The organism is Pseudaminobacter soli (ex Li et al. 2025) (assembly GCF_029892515.1).
GTDB lineage: Bacteria > Pseudomonadota > Alphaproteobacteria > Rhizobiales > Rhizobiaceae > Pseudaminobacter > Pseudaminobacter soli_A.
In genome coordinates this window covers 104010-123571 of the sequence record NZ_JARXVF010000005.1, presented here as the reverse complement: position 1 = coordinate 123571, position 19562 = coordinate 104010, and the positions used below count along the sequence as shown (strand labels likewise).

Below are 19562 nucleotides of genomic sequence, written 5' to 3'. Positions count from 1 at the left end.
GTTTCTCTACCCTTGGCTCACGGCTTCCAGGTCGGGACGTCGTCGGGCGACACGCCGCCGTACGACTCAAGCAGATAGGCCGTCTCGAGCTTCTTGAGCGTGCCGTCTGCCTTCAGGTCCTCGATGATCTTGTTGATCGTCTCGCCGTTGGGCGAACCCTTCTGGTAGATGCCGGCGGTCTGGGTGTCGTCAAGATATTTGCCGACGACCTGCAGCTTGCCGCCCGAGTTGGCGACCTGGCCGAGAACGATGCCAAGATCGGTCATCACAGCGTCCACCTTGCCGGCTACAGCGGCCGTGAACATGGAAGCGGTGTCGTCGAACACGTCGACGTTGGAAACCCCCAGCGTATCCTGGGCGAAGGACACCAGGGTGGTGCCGGCCTGCGTGCCGACATGAGCCTGCTTGATCGTCTCTTCGGTCAGGGTCGAGCCGGCCTTGGCGGCAACGCCGTGGGCGGAGGCCAGGTACGGGGTCGAGAAGTCGACGACCTTCTTGCGCGGCTCGGTGACCGAGATTAGCGCCAGCGCGATGTCGAAGTCCTTGTTCTGGCCGGCGACGATGGAGTCGAAGGAGGCGTTGATCAGCTTGACCTTTTCGAGGCCCAGGCGGTGAGCGATGTTGACCGCCATGCAGAATTCATAGCCGTCCTTGATCGCATCGGGCGTGTCGCCGTTGAACTGGCCGACCGCCGGCAGGTTGATGATGACGGTGAACTGGCCCGGAACCGCCGGGGTGATGGAGGCCGAGCCCTTTTCACCGGTCAGCGGGCAGTCGCCGTAGCCTTCCGTCGCCATCGCTGCTCCTCCGGCAACGAAGGTCAGAGCCGTCGCGAGCAAAGCGCGTCGCGCGAGCTTTGCCGTCGTGTTCAAGATCGTCATAGTTCCTCCTCAAAAAATGTTGGGTGGCTTCTGTCCACTGGAGCAGGCTTAGTTGCGTGCCAGCTCCAGGTAGATGGTTTGCAGGCGCTTCGTCAGCGGGCCGGGCGTGCCGTCGCCGATGACATGGTCGCCGATACGAATGACGGGGGTGACGAGGCTCGATGCGCTGGTGAGGAAGGCTTCCTTGGCTTCTCGCGCTTCCTCGGCCGTGAACAACCGCTCCTCGACGCGGAGCTTCTGTTCCTCGGCGATCTTCATGACCGCGCGCTTGGTACAGCCAGGCAGCACCGCATGCGAGTTCGGCCGGGTGACGATCACATCGTCCTTGGTCAGGATGAAAGCGGTGGACGAGGCGCCTTCGGTGACGAAGCCGTCTTCCACCAGCCACGTCTCGTGAAAGCCCTTCGCCTTGGCGGCCTTCTTGGCCAGAACCTGCGCCAGCAGCATCACCGTCTTGATGTCGCGGCGCGCCCAGCGCGTGTCGGGCGCGATGTCGACGGCAACGCCGTTCTTGACTGAATTGGCGTTCACCAGGTTCTTTACCTGTGTAAAGGCGATGAAGGTCGGCTTCATGTCGTCGGCAAAGCCGAAATCGCGATCCGCCGCACCGCGGGTGACCTGCATGTAGACGACGCCTTCCTCAAGCGAATTGCGCGCGATCAGTTCGCGCTGGACCTTGAGAATCTCTTCCTTCGGCAGTGGAAGCGGAATTGAAATCTCGTTCAGCGAACGTTCGAGCCGGCTGAGGTGGAGATCATTGTCGACCAGCTTGCCGTCGATGACGGCCGATACTTCGTAGATTCCATCGCCAAAGAGGAAGCCACGGTCGAAAACCGAGATATTGGCTTCGTTTTCGGAGACATAGTCTCCGTTCATGTAAACTATTCTATTCAACTCAGGCCCCGAAAACTTCTGACAGATAACGCTAAAAAATCCCCCTTGCTTCGTCCAATGCATTGTTTTCTAATCGTTATGCAAATTTTGCATGAGCCACTTTTGGCGCCGAGGGTGGACGGTATCCGGCGTTGGGGGAGCTGCTGCAGGCAGGCTTGAGAGGAAGTTCTATGGAATTGAAATGGCTCGAGGATTTCACTTGCCTCGCCATCACGCTGAGCTTTTCCCGCGCGGCCGAGGAGCGGCGCATCACTCAGCCAGCCTTCAGCCGGCGCATCAAGCAGCTCGAAGCCTGGCTCGGGGTGACGCTGGTCAGCCGGGTCACGTTTCCCGCCGAGCTGACGAAGGAAGGCAAGGCATTTTTGCCGGTCGCGCAGGAAGCCATCAGGAATTTCTACAGCACGCGCGAGGCGTTGCAGCCGCCAAAGGCGCAGAAGGACCAGACGCTGACCTTTTCAGCCCTGCACACGCTGACGGTGGTCTTCTTCCCGCAATGGCTGCAGCAGATGCAGGCCCGATTCGGGGGCTTGCGCACGCGCATGAGCCCCGACAAGGGCGGCATCGAGGAGAATATCGGCACGCTGGTCGAGGGAGAGGCGGACTTTCTGCTGACCTACGCCCACGCCTCCGTCCCGTTCCTGATGGACAGCTCGCGGTTTCCCTATCTGGTTCTCGGCACCGAGCGGCTTCTTCCCGTCAGCAGTCCGGCACCTGAAGGCGCCCTTCTGGACCATGCCATCAACAATGGCATTCCGATTCCCTACCTGAGCTATGGCGACTTCTCCTTCTTCGGCGTCGCTTTGTCCAAGCTGTTTGCCAGCAAGCCGCGTTTCGAGCGCCGAGTGGTGCACCAGAACACGATATCGATCGGTCTCAAGACGATGGCGGTCGCCGGCTGGGGCGTCGCTTGGCTGCCTGAGGGACTGATCCGCGAAGAACTCGAAGCGGGCACGCTGGTGCGGGCAACCGAGGACCCGTCATGGGACATCGAGGTGGAGATTCGCATCTACCGTCACGCATCTTCCGCACGCGCAATCGTCGACGAGTTCTGGAGGGCCGTGGGTGAAAATCTGCGGTAGGCCGGCGCCAAGTAACGCTGTTTTCAAGCACGGCGGCTCGACGCAAGTGGATGGGCGGCTGCTTCGGTCTGCATCGTCATGAAGCCGTTATCAAAGGTTCGTATCGGCAGGCCATCGCGCTCGGTGGCGCGCGAAATGCAATTGGCTCGACCTATGAGCCGGCAAATCGTCCCTCTTGGTGAAGCTTGACCGATACTGGCATGAACGAAACGACCGCAGCCGACCGCTTCGAAATCGCTCGCGAGGCAACACTCGAAGCCGGCGCGCTGGCGCTGTCCTATTTCAACGACCTTGCGTCTCTCGACATCGAAACCAAGGCCAACGGGCAGGATGTCGTCAGCGTGGCCGACCGCGAGGTAGAAACGCTGCTGCGCGCCCGCATCGCCGAAGCATTCCCGGACGACGGTTTTTTGGGCGAGGAATTCGGACTGACTGAAGGCGCTTCGGGCTACACCTGGGTGATCGATCCGATCGACGGCACCAGCCCGTTCCTGCATAGCATGGCGAGCTGGTGCGTCTCGGTGGCCTTGATGCGCGGTCCGGAGACGCTGCTCGGCTTGGTCTACGCGCCACGCGTCGACGAACTGTTTTCCGCGCAAAAAGGCGAGGGGGCGTTCCTCAACGGCCGCCCAATCCGCGTCGAGCAGCACCGCAACATCCAGACCGGCCTGCTCGGCGTTGGGGCCAGCTTGCGCGTTCCTCCGCGCGTCGTCTCCGGCCTGGTCCACGGACTTCTGGAGCGCGGCGGCATGTTCATTCGCAACGGCTCGGGCGCGCTGGCGTTGGCCGACGTCGCCTGCGCCAGGTTGGCTGGCTACTACGAACCGCACATCAACGCCTGGGATTGCATGGCCGGGCTCTGCCTCGTGCGCGAGGCCGGCGGCTGGACCAGCGAGTTCGGCGCCGACGACCTGATCTCGGGCGGCCCTGTCGTCGCCTGCGCGCCTCAATTGCGCGCCGACCTTCTCGACCTCATCGATACCGTCGCCTCGGAGAACGAATAGCCATGAAGCTCATCCAAGTCACCGACCTGCATCTGGTCAATCCGGGCGAAATGCTCGTTGGCCTTGATCCGCTGGCGCGTCTCGACGCCTGTATCGCCGATATCAATCACAACCATGCCGACGCCGATCTGGTGGTCTTTTCGGGGGATCTCTCCGACCGCGGCGAGGCAATCGCCTATGAAACGCTCAAGCGGCGCCTCGCAACGCTCGTGCCGCCTCACCGGCTGATGATCGGCAATCACGACGACCGCGCGGTTTTCCTCGAAACCTTCCCCAAAGCAGCCGACGAGAACGGCTTCATCCAGACCCATCTCGATATGCCGCACGGCCGCGTGCTCCTGCTCGACACGGTAGAGCAAGGGCAGGTGGAAGGTCGCCTTTGCGCGACCAGACTGGAATGGCTGGACGAGCGGCTGGGCGAGGCGGAGGGCCGTCCGGCCTATGTGTTCACGCACCATCCACCCTTCGACATCCACATGCCGACGCTCGACGTCCTTAAGCTAATGGACCACGCTGCGCTCTACGATGTGCTGACGAGCCACGGCACGGTTCGTCACATCTTCTCCGGCCATGTTCACCGTCCGGTGGGCGGAAGCTGGCGCGGCATCCCCGTCAGCACGGTGCGCGGCACCAATCACCAATCCGCACTGGTGTTTTCAGGCGACTACCGTACCAGCATGGAGCCGCCGGCCTATGCGGTGATCATCGTGAGCGAAGATAGCGTGGTTGTTCATCATCATGATTTTCTTCAGGGCGCGATCGCCTAGTTCTTTCGCTCCGCAAATCGAATTGTTCGGCAAAGCGCGCGGGTAGAAGCCCGCGCGCCTTTGCTTTCTTGCCGCTTGACAGCTGCTGTCAGCATCCATAACGCTAACATGTCAGACCAATTTCGGTCGGCATGAAGTTGGGAGGCTTCATGGCGGGGATGATCGACAGGCCGCAGATATTGCCGCTTCCACCGGTCGATCGCGCGCGTCAGGTCACCGAAGCCCTAGCCACCTATATCGACCAGGCTAATCTCAAATCGGGTGATCGTCTTCCCGCCGAGCGGGAGCTTATGGCCGCGCTCGCGGTCGGCCGTTCGACCATCCGCGAGGCAATCCGGCATTTCCAGGCGCTCGGCGTCATGGAGACGCGCAAGGGCAGCGGCACCTATCTGCTCAAGCCTGTCTCGATTGCCACCATCCACATGCCGCTGTCGCTCGACCCCACGCATCTGCGCGATGCGCTGCTGCAGACGCTCGAGGTGCGGCGCGGGATCGAAGCCGAGGCCGGCATGGTTGCGGCGCGCAAGCGCACGGCCGAGGATATCGCCAATATCGAGGCCAAGCTGAACGAGATGGAGCGCGTTCATATCGCCAAGGGAAGCTCAGGTCCTGAAGACCTTGCATTCCATCTGGCGATCTATGACGCCACCCACAATCCGCTGTTTGGGCAGTTGCTGGAGCAGATGCGCGAGGCCTTCGAGAGTTTCTGGCACGAGCCTTTTAATCGCTCCGATTTCGCCCGCCGCTCGTTCCCGTTTCACCGCACACTGTTCAACGCCATCGTCGCGCAGGACGCCGAGGCGGCGCGCCGCGAGACGCTCAAGATTCTCGACGTGGTCGAGGAAGACATCAAGGAAATGTCCAAATGAACAATGGCGCCGAGCCGTTCGACCTCGCCTCTCTCATCGTCGCCCATGACGACGGCAACGCCTTCGATGCGGTCGTGCCTCCCATCGTTCAGACCTCGCTCTTCACTTTCCCGAACTATGACGAGATGGTCGCCTCCTATCGCGGCGAGAAGGTGCGGCCGATCTATACGCGCGGCCTGAACCCCACGGTGCGTGCCTTCGAGGAGATGCTCGCCAAGCTCGAAGGCGGCGAGGATGCGCTGGGTTTTGCCAGCGGCATGTCGGCGATTTCCTCGACTGTGCTGTCCTTCGTCGAGCCGGGCGACCGCATCGTGGCCGTTCGCCATGTCTACCCCGACGCTTACCGGCTGTTCGGCACGCTGCTGAAGCGCATGCGCGTCGAGGTCACCTATGTCGACGGCCGTGACGAGGAGCAGGTAGCCAAGGCACTGCCGGGCGCAAAGCTCTTTTACATGGAAAGCCCGACAAGCTGGGTAATGGACGCGCATGATGTCGGTGCGCTGGCTGCGCTGGCAAAGCGCCACGGCGTGGTCACCGTCATCGACAATAGCTGGGCAAGCCCGGTCTTCCAGCAGCCGCTGTCGCTCGGCGTCGACCTCGTGCTGCACTCGGCCTCGAAATATCTCGGCGGCCATTCGGACGTGGTGGCTGGCGTGGTGACAGGCTCGAAGGAAATCATCGGCCGCATCCGTGCCGAAGCCTATCCCTATCTCGGCGGCAAACTGTCGCCCTTCGATGCCTGGTTGCTGGTGCGCGGCATGCGCACGCTGCCGATCCGCATGAAGGCGCATGAGGCCTCCGCACTTGCCATCGCCAAGCGCCTGCAGGATCTCGACGTGGTGGAGAAGGTCTGCCATCCGGCGCTGGCCAACCGGCTGCCGGCCGGGCTCAACGGCACGTCGGGCCTGTTCTCCTTCGTCTTCCGCGAAGGCGTAGACGTCCGCCGCTTCACCGATCACCTAAAGCTCTTCAAGCTGGGCGTCAGCTGGGGCGGGCACGAAAGCCTGATCGTGCCGGCCGAAGTGGTGCTGCAGCAGAAGGCTCAACCGAATTCCGCGCATGCCTTCGGCATCGATGCGCGGTCCGTGCGTCTCCATGTCGGCCTCGAGGGAACCGGGGCCTTGTGGAACGATCTCGAGGCGGCAATCGCCGTCTCGCAATCCTGAAAGCAATGAAAAGAAACCCAACCAAAGGGGAACTGCAATGAGGAGACTTGTTACCGCCGCCATCCTCACCGCGATGATGGCCGGTACGGCGCTTGCCGACACCACGTTGAAGCTCGTGGAGGTGATCACCAGCCCCGAGCGCACCGAGACGTTGAAATCCATCGTCGGGAAATTCGAGGCCGCCAACCCGGGCACTCATGTAGAGATCATCTCGCTGCCCTGGGGCGAAGCCTTCCAGAAGTTCGCCACCATGGTTTCGGCCGGCGAAATCCCGGACGTCATGGAGATGCCCGACACCTGGCTGTCCCTCTATGCCAATAACGGCATGCTCGAAAGCCTCGAGCCCTATCTGGCTAAGTGGGAACACACGGCTGGCCTGACACCGCGCGCGCTCGAACTCGGCCGCGACGTCAAGAACACCGCCTATATGCTGCCCTACGGCTTCTATCTGCGGGCCATGTTCTACAACAAGAAGCTCATGCAGGAGGCTGGCGTCGCCGAGCCGCCGAAGACGCTGGAGGAGTTCACGGCCGCTTCCGAGAAGGTCTCCAAGCTTCCGGGCAAGTATGGCTACTGCATGCGTGGCGGCCCCGGCGGCCTCAACGGCTGGATGATCTTCGCCGCCTCGATGGCTGGCTCCAACAAGTATTTCAACGAAGACGGCACCTCCACGATGAACAGCTCCGGCTGGCAGAAGGGCATCGAGTGGATGGTCGACCTGTACAAGAAGGGCTATGCGCCCAAGGACAGCGTGAACTGGGGCTTCAACGAAGTCGTCGCCGGCTTCTACAGCGGCACCTGCGCCTTCCTCGACCAGGACCCGGATGCGCTGATCGCCATTGCCGAGCGCATGAACAAGGACGACTTCGGCGTCATGCCGCTGCCGAAGGGACCGGACGGCAAGTCCTTCCCGACGATCGGCTATGGCGGCTGGTCCATGTTCACCGCGAGCAAGGACAAGGACCTCGCCTGGAAGCTGATTGCCACGCTCGAAGGCCCGGAGGGCAATATCGAGTGGAACAAGCGCATCGGCGCACTGCCGGCCTATACCGCGGCTGAGAAGGATCCCTTCTACGCGGGCGACCAGTTCAAGGGCTGGTTCCAGGAACTGGCTGATCCGAACACGGTGCCTACTGTGATGCCGACCTACCTCGAGGAATTCGCCTTCTTCAAGGACTCGCTGGTGATCAAGACCTCGCAGGAAGCGCTGCTGGGCGACATCACGGCTGATGAACTGGCCAACCAGTGGGCGGACTACCTGACCAAGGCGCAGCAGAAGTACCTCGCAAAGAAATAGCGGGGCCATTCGCGGGAGGCGGGACTCGACCGCCTCCGGACAGCGCGGGATGAGGAGCCGGCGGCGGAACGTTTCGCCGCCGGCTCCGCACCCTCGCGCATCAAGCCGGCTGCCGGGGTTGGCACGCCGCGCTCGGGACCGTTTCGTCATGGACGCAACTGTAATTACCTATGACACGCGCCCGGACAGGCGCCCGCTGTTGCAGCGGATCGCGCACGCTTCCGAGCCGTACCTCTACAGCGCGCCGGCGCTGATCCTCATCGTTGCGGTCATGCTGGTGCCGCTGGTGCTCGGCATCTCCTATGCCTTTCGCGACATCCAGATCCTCAATCCGTTTTCGGGCGGCTTCATTGGGCTCGACCATTTCCGGGAGCTGTCGCAGGACCAGTCCTTCTACCGCGCGCTGAAGAACACGCTGTGGTGGACGGGCGGATCGGTCCTCCTGCAGTTCGTCTTCGGGCTGATCCTGGCGCTGCTGCTCGACAAGCCGTTCTATGGACGCGGGCTGGCGCAGGCGCTGGTGTTCCTGCCCTGGGCAGTGCCAACTTTCCTTGCCGGCCTTAATTGGGCCTGGCTGTTCAACCCGGTCATCGGGCCGCTGCCGCACTGGCTTTATGCGCTGGGCATCCTGAGCGAACCCAACAACATCCTGTCCGATCCGCAGCTTGCCATGTGGGGACCCATCGTTGCCAATGTCTGGTGGGGCATCCCCTTCTTCGCCATCACGCTTCTGGCGGCGCTGCAGGCGATCCCGCGCGACCTCTACGAGGCGGCGGCAATCGACGGCGCAGGACCCGCGCAGCGCTTCATGTCGATCACGCTGCCGTTCCTGGCGCCCACCATCGCCATCACGGTGCTTCTGCGCACGGTCTGGATCTCCAACTTCGCCGACCTCATCGTCGTCATGACCAATGGCGGGCCGGCTGATCGCACGCAGATTGTCGCCAGCTACATCTTCACGCAGGCCTTCAAGCGGCTGGACTTCGGCTATGCCTCGGCGATCGCGCTGGTGCTGTTGGTGCTGCTGCTCGTCTATTCGATGCTGATCGTGCTTCTGCGACAGACGCTGCTGAACAGGGGCTGAGACCATGCGGACCAAAAAGCTTCTTCTCACCGGCGCGCATCGGCTTGCGATCCTCACCTATATCGTCTTTGCGCTGTTCCCCCTGTTCTGGCTGCTGAAAGTCTCGGTCACGCCCAATGACCTTCTCTACACGGAAGGGGTGCGGCTCTGGCCCTCGCGCACGACCTTCGAGCATTTCGAATTCGTGCTGACGCACAGCGCCTTCCCGGTGTTCTTCCGCAACAGCCTTATCGTGTCGGGCGCCACGGCGGTGGTTGTGACCATCCTTGCCTCGCTGTCGGGCTATGCGCTGTCGCGCTTCACCTTCAAGGGAAAATACTGGATCGTGGCGCTAATGCTGGTCACCCAGATGTTCCCGCTGGTCATGCTGGTGGCGCCGATCTTCAAGATGCTGTCGCCGCTGGGGCTCACCAACAGCCTCACCGGCCTGGTCATCGTCTACACCGCCTTCAACATGCCTTTTGCCACCTTCCTGATGCAGTCCTTCTTCGATGGCATTCCGAAGGATCTCGAGGAGGCGGCGATGATCGACGGGGCAACGCAGTTCATGGCCTTCCGCCAGATCATCCTGCCGCTGACGCTGCCCGGCATTGCGGCCACGCTCGGCTTCGTCTTCACCGCCGCATGGAGCGAGCTTTTGTTCGCGCTGATGCTGATCTCGGGCAATGACGCGGCGACCTTCCCGGTCGGGCTGCTGACCTTCGTGTCGAAATTCGCGGTCGATTTCGGGCAGATGATGGCTGCGGGCGTGCTGGCGCTCATCCCGGCATGCCTCTTCTTCCTCCTCATTCAACGCTACCTCGTGCAGGGCCTGACGGCCGGCGCGGTCAAGGGTTAGGTGATCCCATGGCATCCATCGACATTCGCGACATCCGCAAAAGCTACGGCAGCTTTCCGGTGCTGCACGGCATCGACCTGACGATCGGCGACGGCGAATTCATCGTGCTCGTGGGCCCGTCCGGCTGCGGCAAGTCCACGCTTCTGCGTATGATCGCCGGACTGGAGGAGGTGACCGCGGGCGAGATTTCCATCGCCGGCAAGCGGGTCAACGAGCTTGCGCCCAAGGACCGCGACATCGCCATGGTGTTTCAGTCCTATGCGCTCTACCCGCACATGAATGTCGCCAACAACATGAGCTACAGCCTTCGCCTCCGCAAACAGGCGAAGGACAAGATCGCTTCAGCGGTTAACGGCGCGGCATCCAAGCTCGGGCTCGACCCGCTGCTGGACCGCCGCCCCAAGGCGCTGTCGGGTGGGCAGCGCCAGCGCGTCGCCATGGGCCGCGCCATCGTGCGCCAGCCCAAGGCCTTTTTGTTCGACGAACCGCTGTCTAATCTCGATGCGCGGCTGCGTGAGCAGATGCGCGCCGAGATCAAGAAGCTGCATGGCGACCTCAAGGCGACCTCGATCTATGTGACGCACGACCAGATCGAGGCGATGACGTTGGCCGACCGCATCGTCGCCATGCATGGCGGGGTGGTGCAGCAGGTGGGAACACCGCTGGAGCTCTACGACAAGCCGGCAAACCTGTTCGTTGCCGGCTTCATCGGCTCGCCGGGCATGAATTTCCTCGAAGGCACCCACCTGGCGAATGGCGGTGGCACCAGCGTCGGGCTTTCCGGCGATACGCTGGTGACGCTTAACGGGCGCGCCGCGCTGGAAAACGGCGTGGCGGTCACAGTCGGCATAAGGCCCGAGCATGTGGTGCTTTCGGAAACCGGCGGGATGGAGGCCACCGTCGATCTCGTCGAGCCAACCGGTTTCGGCATCATCCTGCATCTTTCCCTGCACGGACTGCCGTTCAAGGTCTTTACGCTCAACCGCGATGCGCTGAATGCTGGCCCGACCGTGCGAGTAGAGTTCCCCAGAAAGCACCTTCATCTGTTCGACAGCGCTGGGAACCGGGTCGAGGCTGGCTGAGCCGGCCCCGTCGGTCGGCGGCAGGAAACTGATCAGGGCGTGGCGCTGGCCACCAGCTTGGCCGGCGGCGGCGGGTCGTCCACCGGGAAGGTCAGCTCCCAGCCGCCGCCGAGCGCCTTGAACAGCTGCACCAGATAGAGCGAGACATTGGTGTTGCTCGTCGCCTGCTGCTGCGAGGCATCCAGCAGCGTCCGTTCCGCATCGAGCACGGTCAGGAAGTCTGACACGCCCTCGACATACCGTTCGCGCGCAAGGCCAAGTGCAGCGCGCGCATGTTGCAACTGCGCCGAAAGGCGGCCGCGCCGCTCCCGCTCCAGGCGATAGGAGACCATTGAGTTGACCACTTCGTGCCACGCCTGCAGCACCGTCTTGCGATAGGCGATGGCCGCTTCCACCTGCTGTGCCTTGCGCAGTTCCAGCGTGCTCTTCAACCGGCCGCCGGCGAAGATCGGCACCGAAATCGTCGGTCCCACCGTGTATTGCAGCGAGCCGGGGCTGAACAAATTGTTGAGGTGGAGTGAATCGTAGCCGATCGTGCCGTTGAGCTGGATCGACGGGTAGAAGGCACCGACTGCGACGCCGATGTCGGCCGTCGCGGCATGCAGCTGCGCTTCGGCCGCGCGGATATCCGGCCGCCGTCGTGCGAGTTCGGAGGGCACCCCCACCGGCACGCGTGCCGGTGCCGGCGGCACCGCCCTGGGGCGGCCAAGCTCCGCCTTCAGCGCTCCCGGTTCTCGGCCAAGCAGCAGGCTGAGCGCATTGATATTCTGCACCTCCTGCTGCTGCAGTGCCGGAATCTGTGCGCGAACGCTTTCGACCTGTGCGGCAGCACTTTCGACGTCGAGCCCGTTCTGGAGGCCCTTCTTGTGGCGCTCCTCGACCAGGTCGAGGATGTCCTTGGCGATCTTCAGATTGTCGTTGGCGATCCTGATCTGGGTCTGCACACCGCGCAGCTGGATATAGTCGCGCGCAAGTTCGGCAATGCTGGAGACCAACGCGTCGCGTTGCCGCTCGGCGGCCTGGTCGACCTGGGCGCTGGCGGACTCCACCTGCCGGCGGACGCTGCCCCACAGATCGAGCTGCCAGGAGGCGTCGAGAGTGACGGTGTATTCGTTGATCGGCTTGATCGTGAAGGGCGGGCTTCCCTCCGCGACCAGGAGGTTTTCGAGAAGGCTGGCGATGCCGTTATTGCTGTAGAGCTCACGCACATATTTGGCGTTGGCGTTCGCCGAGGGAAACTGGGCCGCGGCGGCGATGCCGCGCTGGAAGCGGCTTTCGGCGAGCCTGACGGTCGCGGTCTGCACGTCGAGATTGGCTCCAGCGATCTGGCTTGCGAGGCTGGTCAGGATCGGATCGCGAAATGTCGCCCACCACAACGGGTCCGTCGGCAACGGCAGCTGCCTGTCGCGGACGTCATCCGTATACGAGGTTTCGGGCAGTTGCGGGTTCGGCGGCACGAAGTTCGGGCCAACCATGCATCCGGCAAGCAGTGTAATTGCTGCCAGTGCCGTGGTTGTTCGCCACATTCCGCCCCCCGTCAGTGCATTCCGCCCGGGCCTCCTTCTCCAGGTTTGCCCGGTGACAGAAGAAAGCAGAATGGAATCGTGATGAACGCAACTATCGAGCAGTAAAAGAACACGTCGCAATAGGCCAATACCACCGCCTGCGTACGGAACTGTTGATAAACGTGCCCGATCGCCATGTCGTTGGCCACGGTGCCGACCTTGCCCACGGCCCGAAGCGCCTGCTCATATGTGTTGACCAGATCCTGGTACGGCTGGTGAGACGGTGTCGCCCATTGCGACAGATATGTCTGGTGTACCTGGGTTCGTTGAGTGACCTCGGCCGTTGCAAGCGAAATGCCGATTGAGCCGAACACGTTGCGGAACATGGAGAACAACGCCGCGCCATCGCCGCGAAGCTCCCGCGACAGCGTCTGGTAGGTGATGGTGCTGATCGGCACGAACAGGAAGGCGAGTGCTGCCGACTGGAACACCCGCATGATCACCAGCGTCCGGAAATCGATGTTGGGCGCGAGGCCGCTGGCATAGTAGAGCGCAAACCCCATCACCGTGAAGCCGATGGCGATGACGTAGCGGGTCTGGATCATGTTCATCAGCCGGCCGATCACCGGGATCAGCAATATGACGGCCACGCCTCCCGGTGAAAGCACGAGGCCGGCCCATGTCGCCGTGTAGTTGAGGGTCTGCTGGGCAAGCTGGGGTATCAGAACTGCGCTCGCATAGAGAAGCGCGCCCGTCGCTCCGATCATCACGCAGCCGGCGGCGAAGTTGCGATCCTTGAACACCGAGAGCCGGACGATGGGATGCGGGGCGATCAGCAGCCAGCCGATGGCACTCAAGATGCCTACGAATGCGAGCAAGGCCATCAGCTGGATGAATTTCGAGTCGAACCAGCCAGCGTCCTCGCCCCGGTCCATCATGATCTGCAGGCAGCCGAGACCGATGATGATGAGGATCAGGCCGATATAGTCGACGCGGCGCGGCTTCACATTGGCTACCCAGGGCGGATCCTGGACCAGAACCGAAACGAAGAACACCGCCACGAGACCGACCGGCACGTTGAGGAAGAATATCCAGCGCCATGACACCTGGTCGGTGATGTAGCCGCCAAGCGTCGGCCCCAGCACCGGGGCAACGACGATGGCAATCGCTGCGACGCCAAAAGCGGCCCCGCGCTTCTCGGGCGGAAACGTGTCGAGGATGATTGCCTGCTGGGTGGGCTGCAGGCCGCCGCCGAAGAAGCCTTGTGCCAGGCGGAAGACGATGAGTTGCGGCAGGCTGCCGGCGATGCCGCACAGAAACGAGGTGAAGGTGAACATCGCTATGCAGATCAGGAAGTAGCGCTTGCGGCCGAACAGGTCGCTCAGCCAGCCCGAGATCGTCAGCACGATGCCGTTGGCGACGAGATAGGAGGTCAGCGCCCAGGTCGCCTCGTCGCTGCTCGACGACAGGCTGCCGGCGATATGGGGCAGGGCGACATTGACGATCGTCGTGTCGAGCACTTCCATAAAGGCGGCGATGGTGACGACGATGGCGATCAGCCAGGGGTTGGAACGGGGTTTCCAAGCCGCGCCGGCCGCGGGCAGGGTGGCCTCGGCGCTGCTCATCTCACGGTCACCGTCGGCACGACCGAAATGCCGAGGGGCAGCGGCACCTTGGGGTCGAGACCGCTGTCGATGACGATCTTCACCGGCACACGCTGCACCACCTTGACGAAATTGCCCGTGGCGTTCTCCGGCGGGAAGGCGGTGAACTTCGAGCCGGAACCGAGCTGGATGCTGTCGACATGGCCGCGCAGGTCGAGCCGTGGGTAGCCGTCGACGCTGATCTGCACCTTTTGTCCCGGGCGCATGTCGGCCAGCTGCGATTCCTTGAAGTTGGCCGTGATCCAGACATCGGGCGTCACGATGGACATGATCTGCTGGCCGGCGGTGACGAAGTTGCCCTGTTCCACATTGCGCTTTGTCACCCAGCCGCTCTGCGGCGCATTGACCACCGTCCAGGACAGGTTGAGGTTCGCCTGATCGAGGCGCGCCTGCGCCTGCTCGACCTGCCCCTGAAGCTGCCCGACCTGCGCATCTGTCTCGCCGATGCGCTGCGGAACGGGCGAGTTCTGGGTGATCTGCGCATTGGCGAGGGCGACTTGCGCCTGCGCCTGCTTCAGCGCTGCCTTGGCCGCATCCACCTCCTGCTGGGAGGTGGCCTGCTTGGACAGGCTGGCCTGGCGGTTGAAATCGGCCTGCGCCTTGGCGAGTGCGGCATTGGCGCTTGCCAGTTGCGCCTTGGCCTGTTCGAGCAGGGCGGGAAAGTTCTTGCGGGCGATCTCGGCGCCGAACTGCTGGCCTTGATGCTGGGCCTTCGCAGTCGCCAGCGCGCCCTCGGCCAAATCGCGGTCGTTCTCATATTGGCGCGGATCGATGTGGATGAGCGGGTCGCCCTCATTCACGAACTGGTTGTCGTTGACGTCCAGCGACACGACCACGCCCGAGACCTGGGGCGCGATGGAAACGACGCGGCCGTCCGTATAGGCGTCGTCCGTGCTTTCGACGTTCCAGGTCGACAGGTAATAGTAGTAGCCACCGGCAGCCAGCAGAGCCAGGACGATCAGGCCTATGGTGAACACCCACGGACGACGCCGCTTGCGCCGAGCCACGCCCTCGGCATCCTCGCCGGTCGCTGCCCCGCTGTCGGCGGGTGTGTCGTCCGGCTTCGGCTGCTGGTTGCCTTGTTCGGCGTGCGGCCTGTCGGCAACCTCCTGGTCGATCGTGCTGTCGGACATGAGGCTTCCGCTCCGCAGCCGAGCCCAAACGCCAAACCACCGTTGCGCACTCGGAGTGCGACGAAGGTTCGGCATTCCCGTTCAATATGGATTTGAAGGGCAGTTTCGCAATAAATCGCACCCAGAGGATGCAGATATTGTGAGGCCGGCAAAAGTCTAGGCGCGCCCGGGTCACGTTGTCTTGTGTATTGCCTCGGCCACCTTCGCGCTGCGGGGCGCGACAAAGCGGCGCGAGGCCCGATGCAGGCGGAATTCTCGCTGCGCACTCCGCAGCCTTGACCTTTCCAATGGGTATTCCAGCTGTTAAAGCGAAGGTGAAGGGAGACGAGGTGCGTGTGCAACTTCCGGCATAAGGGTTGGAGCATTCTGGTTGCGCTTGTCGCCGCCTATCTGCTCGTCCTTCAGTCGGCCGTAGGTGCCCTCGCGCTCGGCGCAAGCACGAACGCCCTGCAGCTCGACGCCTTCGGCAATCCGATCTGTTCCACAAGCATGAACGGCAAGGGCGAAAGCCCGACGAGCCGGGACCATCAGAATATGACGGACTGCTGCACGATGGCGTGCAGCATGTTCGCACCGCTTGTCGCCATTGACCGCACTGCCGGTTTCGTGGCCAAGCCGCCGAGGTCCGTCTCCGTCAGCCTTCCGGTGCATTATGATGGCAGCCCCGCCTCCAGACTGGATCACGACCCGGGAAGTCCCCGCGCTCCTCCATTGATGGCCTGAAGCACGCCGCGCCATTTGCGGCGCCTGCTTTTGCACGTCCATCAATGCGCGCCTGATTTGCCGTCCTGCGGCAGCGGGCGCCAATCAGGAGCACTACAATGCATTCAAATTCACGCACCATCGCGCGCGCCGTCGCCTATCCGTTCAACCGTTCCCGTTCATTCGTAGAGCGACTGGGCATCCTTGCCTTCGCGCTCGCCTTGTTCTTTGCAATGTCGCATTCGCTGTGGGCACATGAGTTCAAGGCCGGCGACATCGAGGTCGTTCATCCCTGGTCGCGTGCCATCCCTGCGGGTGCCAAGGTGGCGGCAGGGTATCTGACGCTCAAGAACGAAGGCTCGGCGGCCGACCGGCTCGTCTCAATCACCAGCGAGATCGCCGGCAAGTCTGAGATCCACGAGATGGCCGTCGACGCCAATGGCGTCATGACCATGCGTCCGGTTCCGGCTGGCGTCGAGGTTCCGGCCGGCGGCAAGGTCGAGCTCAAGCCCGGCTCGTATCACATCATGTTCATGGACCTGAAGCACCCGCCCAAGAAGGGCGAGTCGTTCAAGGGCACGCTGACCTTTGAAAAGGCCGGCACCGTGGATGTGGAGTTTTCCGTCGACGACATGGGCGGCGAAAACGATCACAGCGGCCACGGGGGCTGACATGGCCGCAGCATCGGCGCGCACGGCGCTGGTGGCGATTGCCGCCGGCGCGGTGCTGCTGGGCGGGGGTGCAGTGTACCTGCTTGGCCCGAACAGCCCCTTGCGGGAGCAGCAGATGGCCCTTGTCGACATCGGCGGGCCGTTCAAGCTGACCACGCAGGACGGCAAGCCGCTGTCGAACGAGGATCTCAAGGGATCCCCCTTCGCCGTGTTCTTCGGCTTCACCCACTGTCCGGAAGTCTGCCCGACGACCCTTTGGGAAATGTCCGAAGCGCTGAAGGCATTGGGCGATAAGGCCGACAAGCTCAAGGTCCTGTTCGTCAGCGTCGATCCGGAGAGGGATACGCCCGAGTTCATGTCCAGCTACCTCAAGTCGTTCGATCCGCGCATCATCGGATTGACCGGCAGCCAGGAAGCGATCGCATCCGTCGGCAAGGCCTATCGCGCCTACTGGAAGAAGGTTCCGACCGACGGCGGCGACTACACGATGGACCATACGGCATCGGTCTATCTCATGGACGCAGAAGGCCGCTTCAGCGGGGTCATCTCCTATCAAGAGGACCCCAAGGTCCGGCTGGCGAAGCTCGAAAGGCTGGTCAACGGCTAACCGCCGGACACCAGCCTCGCATCCCGTCCCACGAAAATCTGATTGGCGGCAACGCCACTCGGCTGAACGCCCCATGCAGGGGCAAACCTAATACCTATGGAGAGATGAATATGTTCAAGAAACTCATTGCCGCGACCGCGCTGCTTACGCTCGGAAGCACGGCCGCCATGGCCCACGTTACGCTGGAGGGCAAGGAAGCGCCGGTCGGCTCGACCTACAAGGCGGTGTTCCGCGTACCGCATGGCTGCGACGGCAAGCCGACCAACGTCGTACGCGTGCAGGTCCCGGAAGGCGTCATTTCGGTCAAGCCGCAGCCGAAGGCCGGCTGGAAGCTCGAAAAGGTTCGCGGCCCCTACGCCAAGTCCTACGACTACTACGGCACCCCGACCAGCGAAGGCGTCAAGGAAATCATCTGGAGCGGCGGCAATCTGGGCGACGACGAATATGACGAGTTCGTCTTCCGCGCCTTCCTCACGCCTGACCTGAAGGCCGGCGAAACGCTCTACTTCCCGGTCGTGCAGGAATGCCCGGAAGGTGCGGTGGAACGCTGGATCGAGATTCCCGCGGAGGGCAAGACTTCGGACGATCTCGAACTGCCGGCTCCCGGGGTGAAGCTTCTGGAAAAGGCCGCAGGCCACTGACGACAATATGGCCGGCGCGTTCTGCGCCGGCCTTCCTTTTGGGGCAGGGGAGATCGGATCATGGCCGGGTTTCGCAATATTGGCTTCGACATGCGCAAGCTTGCGCTGGCCATGCTGCTATGGCTGGGCCTGGCTTCAGTGGCGGCCGCCCACGCTTCCCTGACCGCGACCGAACCGCAGGATGGGGCCGTGGTCGATGCACCGCCGGCCCGCTATGCGCTTTCTTACAACGAGCCGGTGTCGCCGATCTCGCTTCGATTGATCAAGCCTGACGGCACTTCGGTGTCGCTCGATAAATTCGTCCTGCGCGACCGCACCCTCGACATCGAGGCTCCGACTGATCTCAAGCATGGCACACATGTGCTGTCCTGGCGCGTGATCTCGGAGGATGGGCATCCGGTCGGCGGCTCCGTCGTTTTCTCGATCGGCGAGGCAAGTGCCGCGCCGCCGCCCGTGCCGGAGCTGGTGGATTGGCAGGTGCGCGCTGGCCTCTGGCTGAGCAAGCTTGCACTTTATATCGGCCTTTTCATCGGCATCGGCGGCGTCTTCGCGTTCAGCTGGCTCGCTTCGGGAGAACGGGCGGGCACGAGACTGGTGGGCGCAGCACTCGGCATCGGCCTTGTCGGAACCATAGCTTCGGCCGGCTTCCAGGGACTCGACGTGCTCGGCGCGCCTGTCTCCCGCTTCTTCGATCCAGCCATATGGTCGGCCGGCATGGGCACCAGTTTTGGCAGGACAGTGGCCGTCATGATCGGCGCGATCGTCCTGTCAGGCCTTGCGCTGCTTGCGCGCTCCGAGGCCCTCGCACGCTGGTTGTCGCTGGCGGGGCTTCTGACCGGGGCATTGGCACTCAGCCTCAGCGGTCATGCAAGTGCGGCCGAGCCGCAATGGCTGACGCGTCCGTCGGTGTTTCTCCACGCCTCTGCAATCGCCATCTGGACCGGCGCCCTGCTGCCGCTCGGCCTTGGCCTGCGCGCGGGCGATGCGGGCAGCGTGACGGCTCTGCGGCGCTTCTCCGCCTGCATTCCCTATGCAGTCGTAGTTCTCGTGGTCGCGGGCATCGCACTTGCCGTCATTCAGGTGCAGACGCCGCAGGCGCTTCTCGACACGGCCTATGGCAACGTCCTCCTCGTCAAGCTCGCGCTTCTTGCCGTGCTGTTCGGACTTGCCGCATTCAATCGCTGGCGGCTAACCAGGCCCTGTGAAGCGGGCGATGCCCAGGCCGTTCGCCGTCTCGTCCGCTCCATTGCCGCAGAGACCGCGATCGTGCTGATGGTTTTCGCGGTGGTTGCCTGCTGGCGCTTCACGCCTCCGCCGAGGGCGCTGGCGATCGCCGCCGCGCAGCCGGCCTCCACGCATATACATACGGAAAAGGCGATGGCCGATGTCACGGTGACGCCAGGTCGGGCAGGCCCCGTCACTGTCTCGGCGATCATTATGACGGGCGACTTCGGGGCGCTCGATGCCAAGGAAGTCAGCTTCGTCTTTTCCAACCCGGCGGCCGGCATCCAGCCGATCAAGCGCAAGGCGATGAAGCCCGGCGACGGATCCTGGCGAGCGTCCGACCTGGTGCTGCCGCTGCCGGGTACGTGGAATGTCCGCGTCGACATACTTATCAGCGACTTCGATATCGCGCGGATCGAAGGCAAGATCGACATCAGGCCCTGAAGGCGCAGCA

At 63.0% G+C, this 19562-nt stretch carries 19 protein-coding genes; 14 read left to right on the top strand and 5 right to left on the bottom strand.

Features of this window, described 5'->3' with window-relative positions:
- Positions 1-17: 17 nt before the first annotated feature.
- Together M2281_RS20205 and M2281_RS20200 are read right to left on the bottom strand one after the other, a co-directional pair.
- The gene (locus M2281_RS20205; RefSeq protein WP_280822984.1) at positions 18-881 is read right to left on the bottom strand and encodes an ABC transporter substrate-binding protein; all 864 of its coding nucleotides are present in this window, start codon (positions 879-881) and stop codon (positions 18-20) included.
- Positions 882-929: 48 nt separating this feature from the next.
- On the bottom strand, positions 930-1757 hold the full coding sequence (locus tag M2281_RS20200) for a D-amino-acid transaminase (protein WP_425537763.1): 828 nt from the start codon (positions 1755-1757) through the stop codon (positions 930-932).
- Positions 1758-1945: 188 nt separating this feature from the next.
- On the opposite strand from M2281_RS20200, the gene M2281_RS20195 reads away from it, so the two are divergent.
- The 9 genes from M2281_RS20195 (at position 1946) to M2281_RS20155 (ending at position 10961) form a co-directional block, all read left to right on the top strand.
- Positions 1946-2854 carry a LysR family transcriptional regulator gene (locus tag M2281_RS20195; RefSeq protein WP_280822982.1) on the top strand — a complete coding sequence of 303 codons (909 nt, stop codon included), beginning with the start codon at positions 1946-1948 and terminating at the stop codon, positions 2852-2854.
- A gap of 200 nt (positions 2855-3054) precedes the next feature.
- Complete coding sequence (locus M2281_RS20190; RefSeq protein ID WP_280822981.1) at positions 3055-3858, top strand: inositol monophosphatase family protein; 804 nt, start codon at positions 3055-3057, stop codon at positions 3856-3858.
- A gap of 2 nt (positions 3859-3860) precedes the next feature.
- Positions 3861-4625 (top strand): phosphodiesterase, encoded by a 765-nt coding sequence (locus M2281_RS20185; protein ID WP_280822980.1) that lies wholly within the window; start codon positions 3861-3863, stop codon positions 4623-4625.
- A 149-nt stretch (positions 4626-4774) separates the two neighbouring features.
- Positions 4775-5494 carry a FadR/GntR family transcriptional regulator gene (locus tag M2281_RS20180; protein WP_425537762.1) on the top strand — a complete coding sequence of 240 codons (720 nt, stop codon included), beginning with the start codon at positions 4775-4777 and terminating at the stop codon, positions 5492-5494.
- The gene (locus tag M2281_RS20175; protein WP_280822979.1) at positions 5491-6660 is read left to right on the top strand and encodes a PLP-dependent transferase; all 1170 of its coding nucleotides are present in this window, start codon (positions 5491-5493) and stop codon (positions 6658-6660) included. Before M2281_RS20180 ends, M2281_RS20175 begins: the two co-directional genes overlap by 4 nt.
- 37 nt (positions 6661-6697) lie before the next feature.
- On the top strand, positions 6698-7957 hold the full coding sequence (locus tag M2281_RS20170) for an ABC transporter substrate-binding protein (protein ID WP_280822978.1): 1260 nt from the start codon (positions 6698-6700) through the stop codon (positions 7955-7957).
- 148 nt (positions 7958-8105) lie between these two features.
- Positions 8106-9041 carry a carbohydrate ABC transporter permease gene (locus M2281_RS20165; RefSeq protein ID WP_280822977.1) on the top strand — a complete coding sequence of 312 codons (936 nt, stop codon included), beginning with the start codon at positions 8106-8108 and terminating at the stop codon, positions 9039-9041.
- A gap of 4 nt (positions 9042-9045) precedes the next feature.
- Complete coding sequence (locus M2281_RS20160) at positions 9046-9879, top strand: carbohydrate ABC transporter permease (protein WP_280822976.1); 834 nt, start codon at positions 9046-9048, stop codon at positions 9877-9879.
- Positions 9880-9887: 8 nt separating this feature from the next.
- Positions 9888-10961 carry an ABC transporter ATP-binding protein gene (locus M2281_RS20155; protein ID WP_280822975.1) on the top strand — a complete coding sequence of 358 codons (1074 nt, stop codon included), beginning with the start codon at positions 9888-9890 and terminating at the stop codon, positions 10959-10961.
- Positions 10962-10993: 32 nt separating this feature from the next.
- On the opposite strand, the gene M2281_RS20150 is transcribed toward M2281_RS20155, so the two are convergent.
- From M2281_RS20150 to M2281_RS20140, 3 genes are read right to left on the bottom strand one after another with little or no spacing between them, the layout of a single operon-like run.
- A complete protein-coding gene (locus tag M2281_RS20150) occupies positions 10994-12487 on the bottom strand; it encodes an efflux transporter outer membrane subunit (protein ID WP_280822974.1) in 1494 nt (497 codons plus the stop codon).
- Between the two features lie 11 nt (positions 12488-12498).
- Entirely contained in the window at positions 12499-14091 is a 1593-nt protein-coding gene (locus M2281_RS20145) for a DHA2 family efflux MFS transporter permease subunit (RefSeq protein ID WP_280822973.1), read from the bottom strand.
- Positions 14088-15263: an HlyD family secretion protein gene (locus M2281_RS20140; protein ID WP_280822972.1), complete on the bottom strand. Its 1176-nt coding sequence runs from the start codon at positions 15261-15263 to the stop codon at positions 14088-14090. The genes M2281_RS20145 and M2281_RS20140 overlap by 4 nt, the downstream gene beginning before the upstream one ends.
- Before the next feature lie 333 nt (positions 15264-15596).
- Here M2281_RS20140 and M2281_RS20135 point away from each other — a divergent pair, with 333 nt between their 5' ends.
- From M2281_RS20135 to M2281_RS20115, 5 genes are all read left to right on the top strand, one after another.
- A complete protein-coding gene (locus M2281_RS20135; protein ID WP_280822971.1) occupies positions 15597-15986 on the top strand; it encodes a DUF2946 family protein in 390 nt (129 codons plus the stop codon).
- Positions 15987-16084: 98 nt separating this feature from the next.
- Positions 16085-16636, top strand: coding sequence for a copper chaperone PCu(A)C (locus M2281_RS20130; RefSeq protein WP_280822970.1), 552 nt, complete (start codon positions 16085-16087; stop codon positions 16634-16636).
- Between the two features lies 1 nt (position 16637).
- Positions 16638-17243 (top strand): SCO family protein, encoded by a 606-nt coding sequence (locus M2281_RS20125; protein WP_280822969.1) that lies wholly within the window; start codon positions 16638-16640, stop codon positions 17241-17243.
- Positions 17244-17353: 110 nt separating this feature from the next.
- A complete protein-coding gene (locus M2281_RS20120; protein WP_280822968.1) occupies positions 17354-17884 on the top strand; it encodes a YcnI family protein in 531 nt (176 codons plus the stop codon).
- Positions 17885-17944: 60 nt separating this feature from the next.
- Complete coding sequence (locus M2281_RS20115; RefSeq protein ID WP_280822967.1) at positions 17945-19552, top strand: copper resistance CopC/CopD family protein; 1608 nt, start codon at positions 17945-17947, stop codon at positions 19550-19552.
- Positions 19553-19562: the final 10 nt, after the last annotated feature.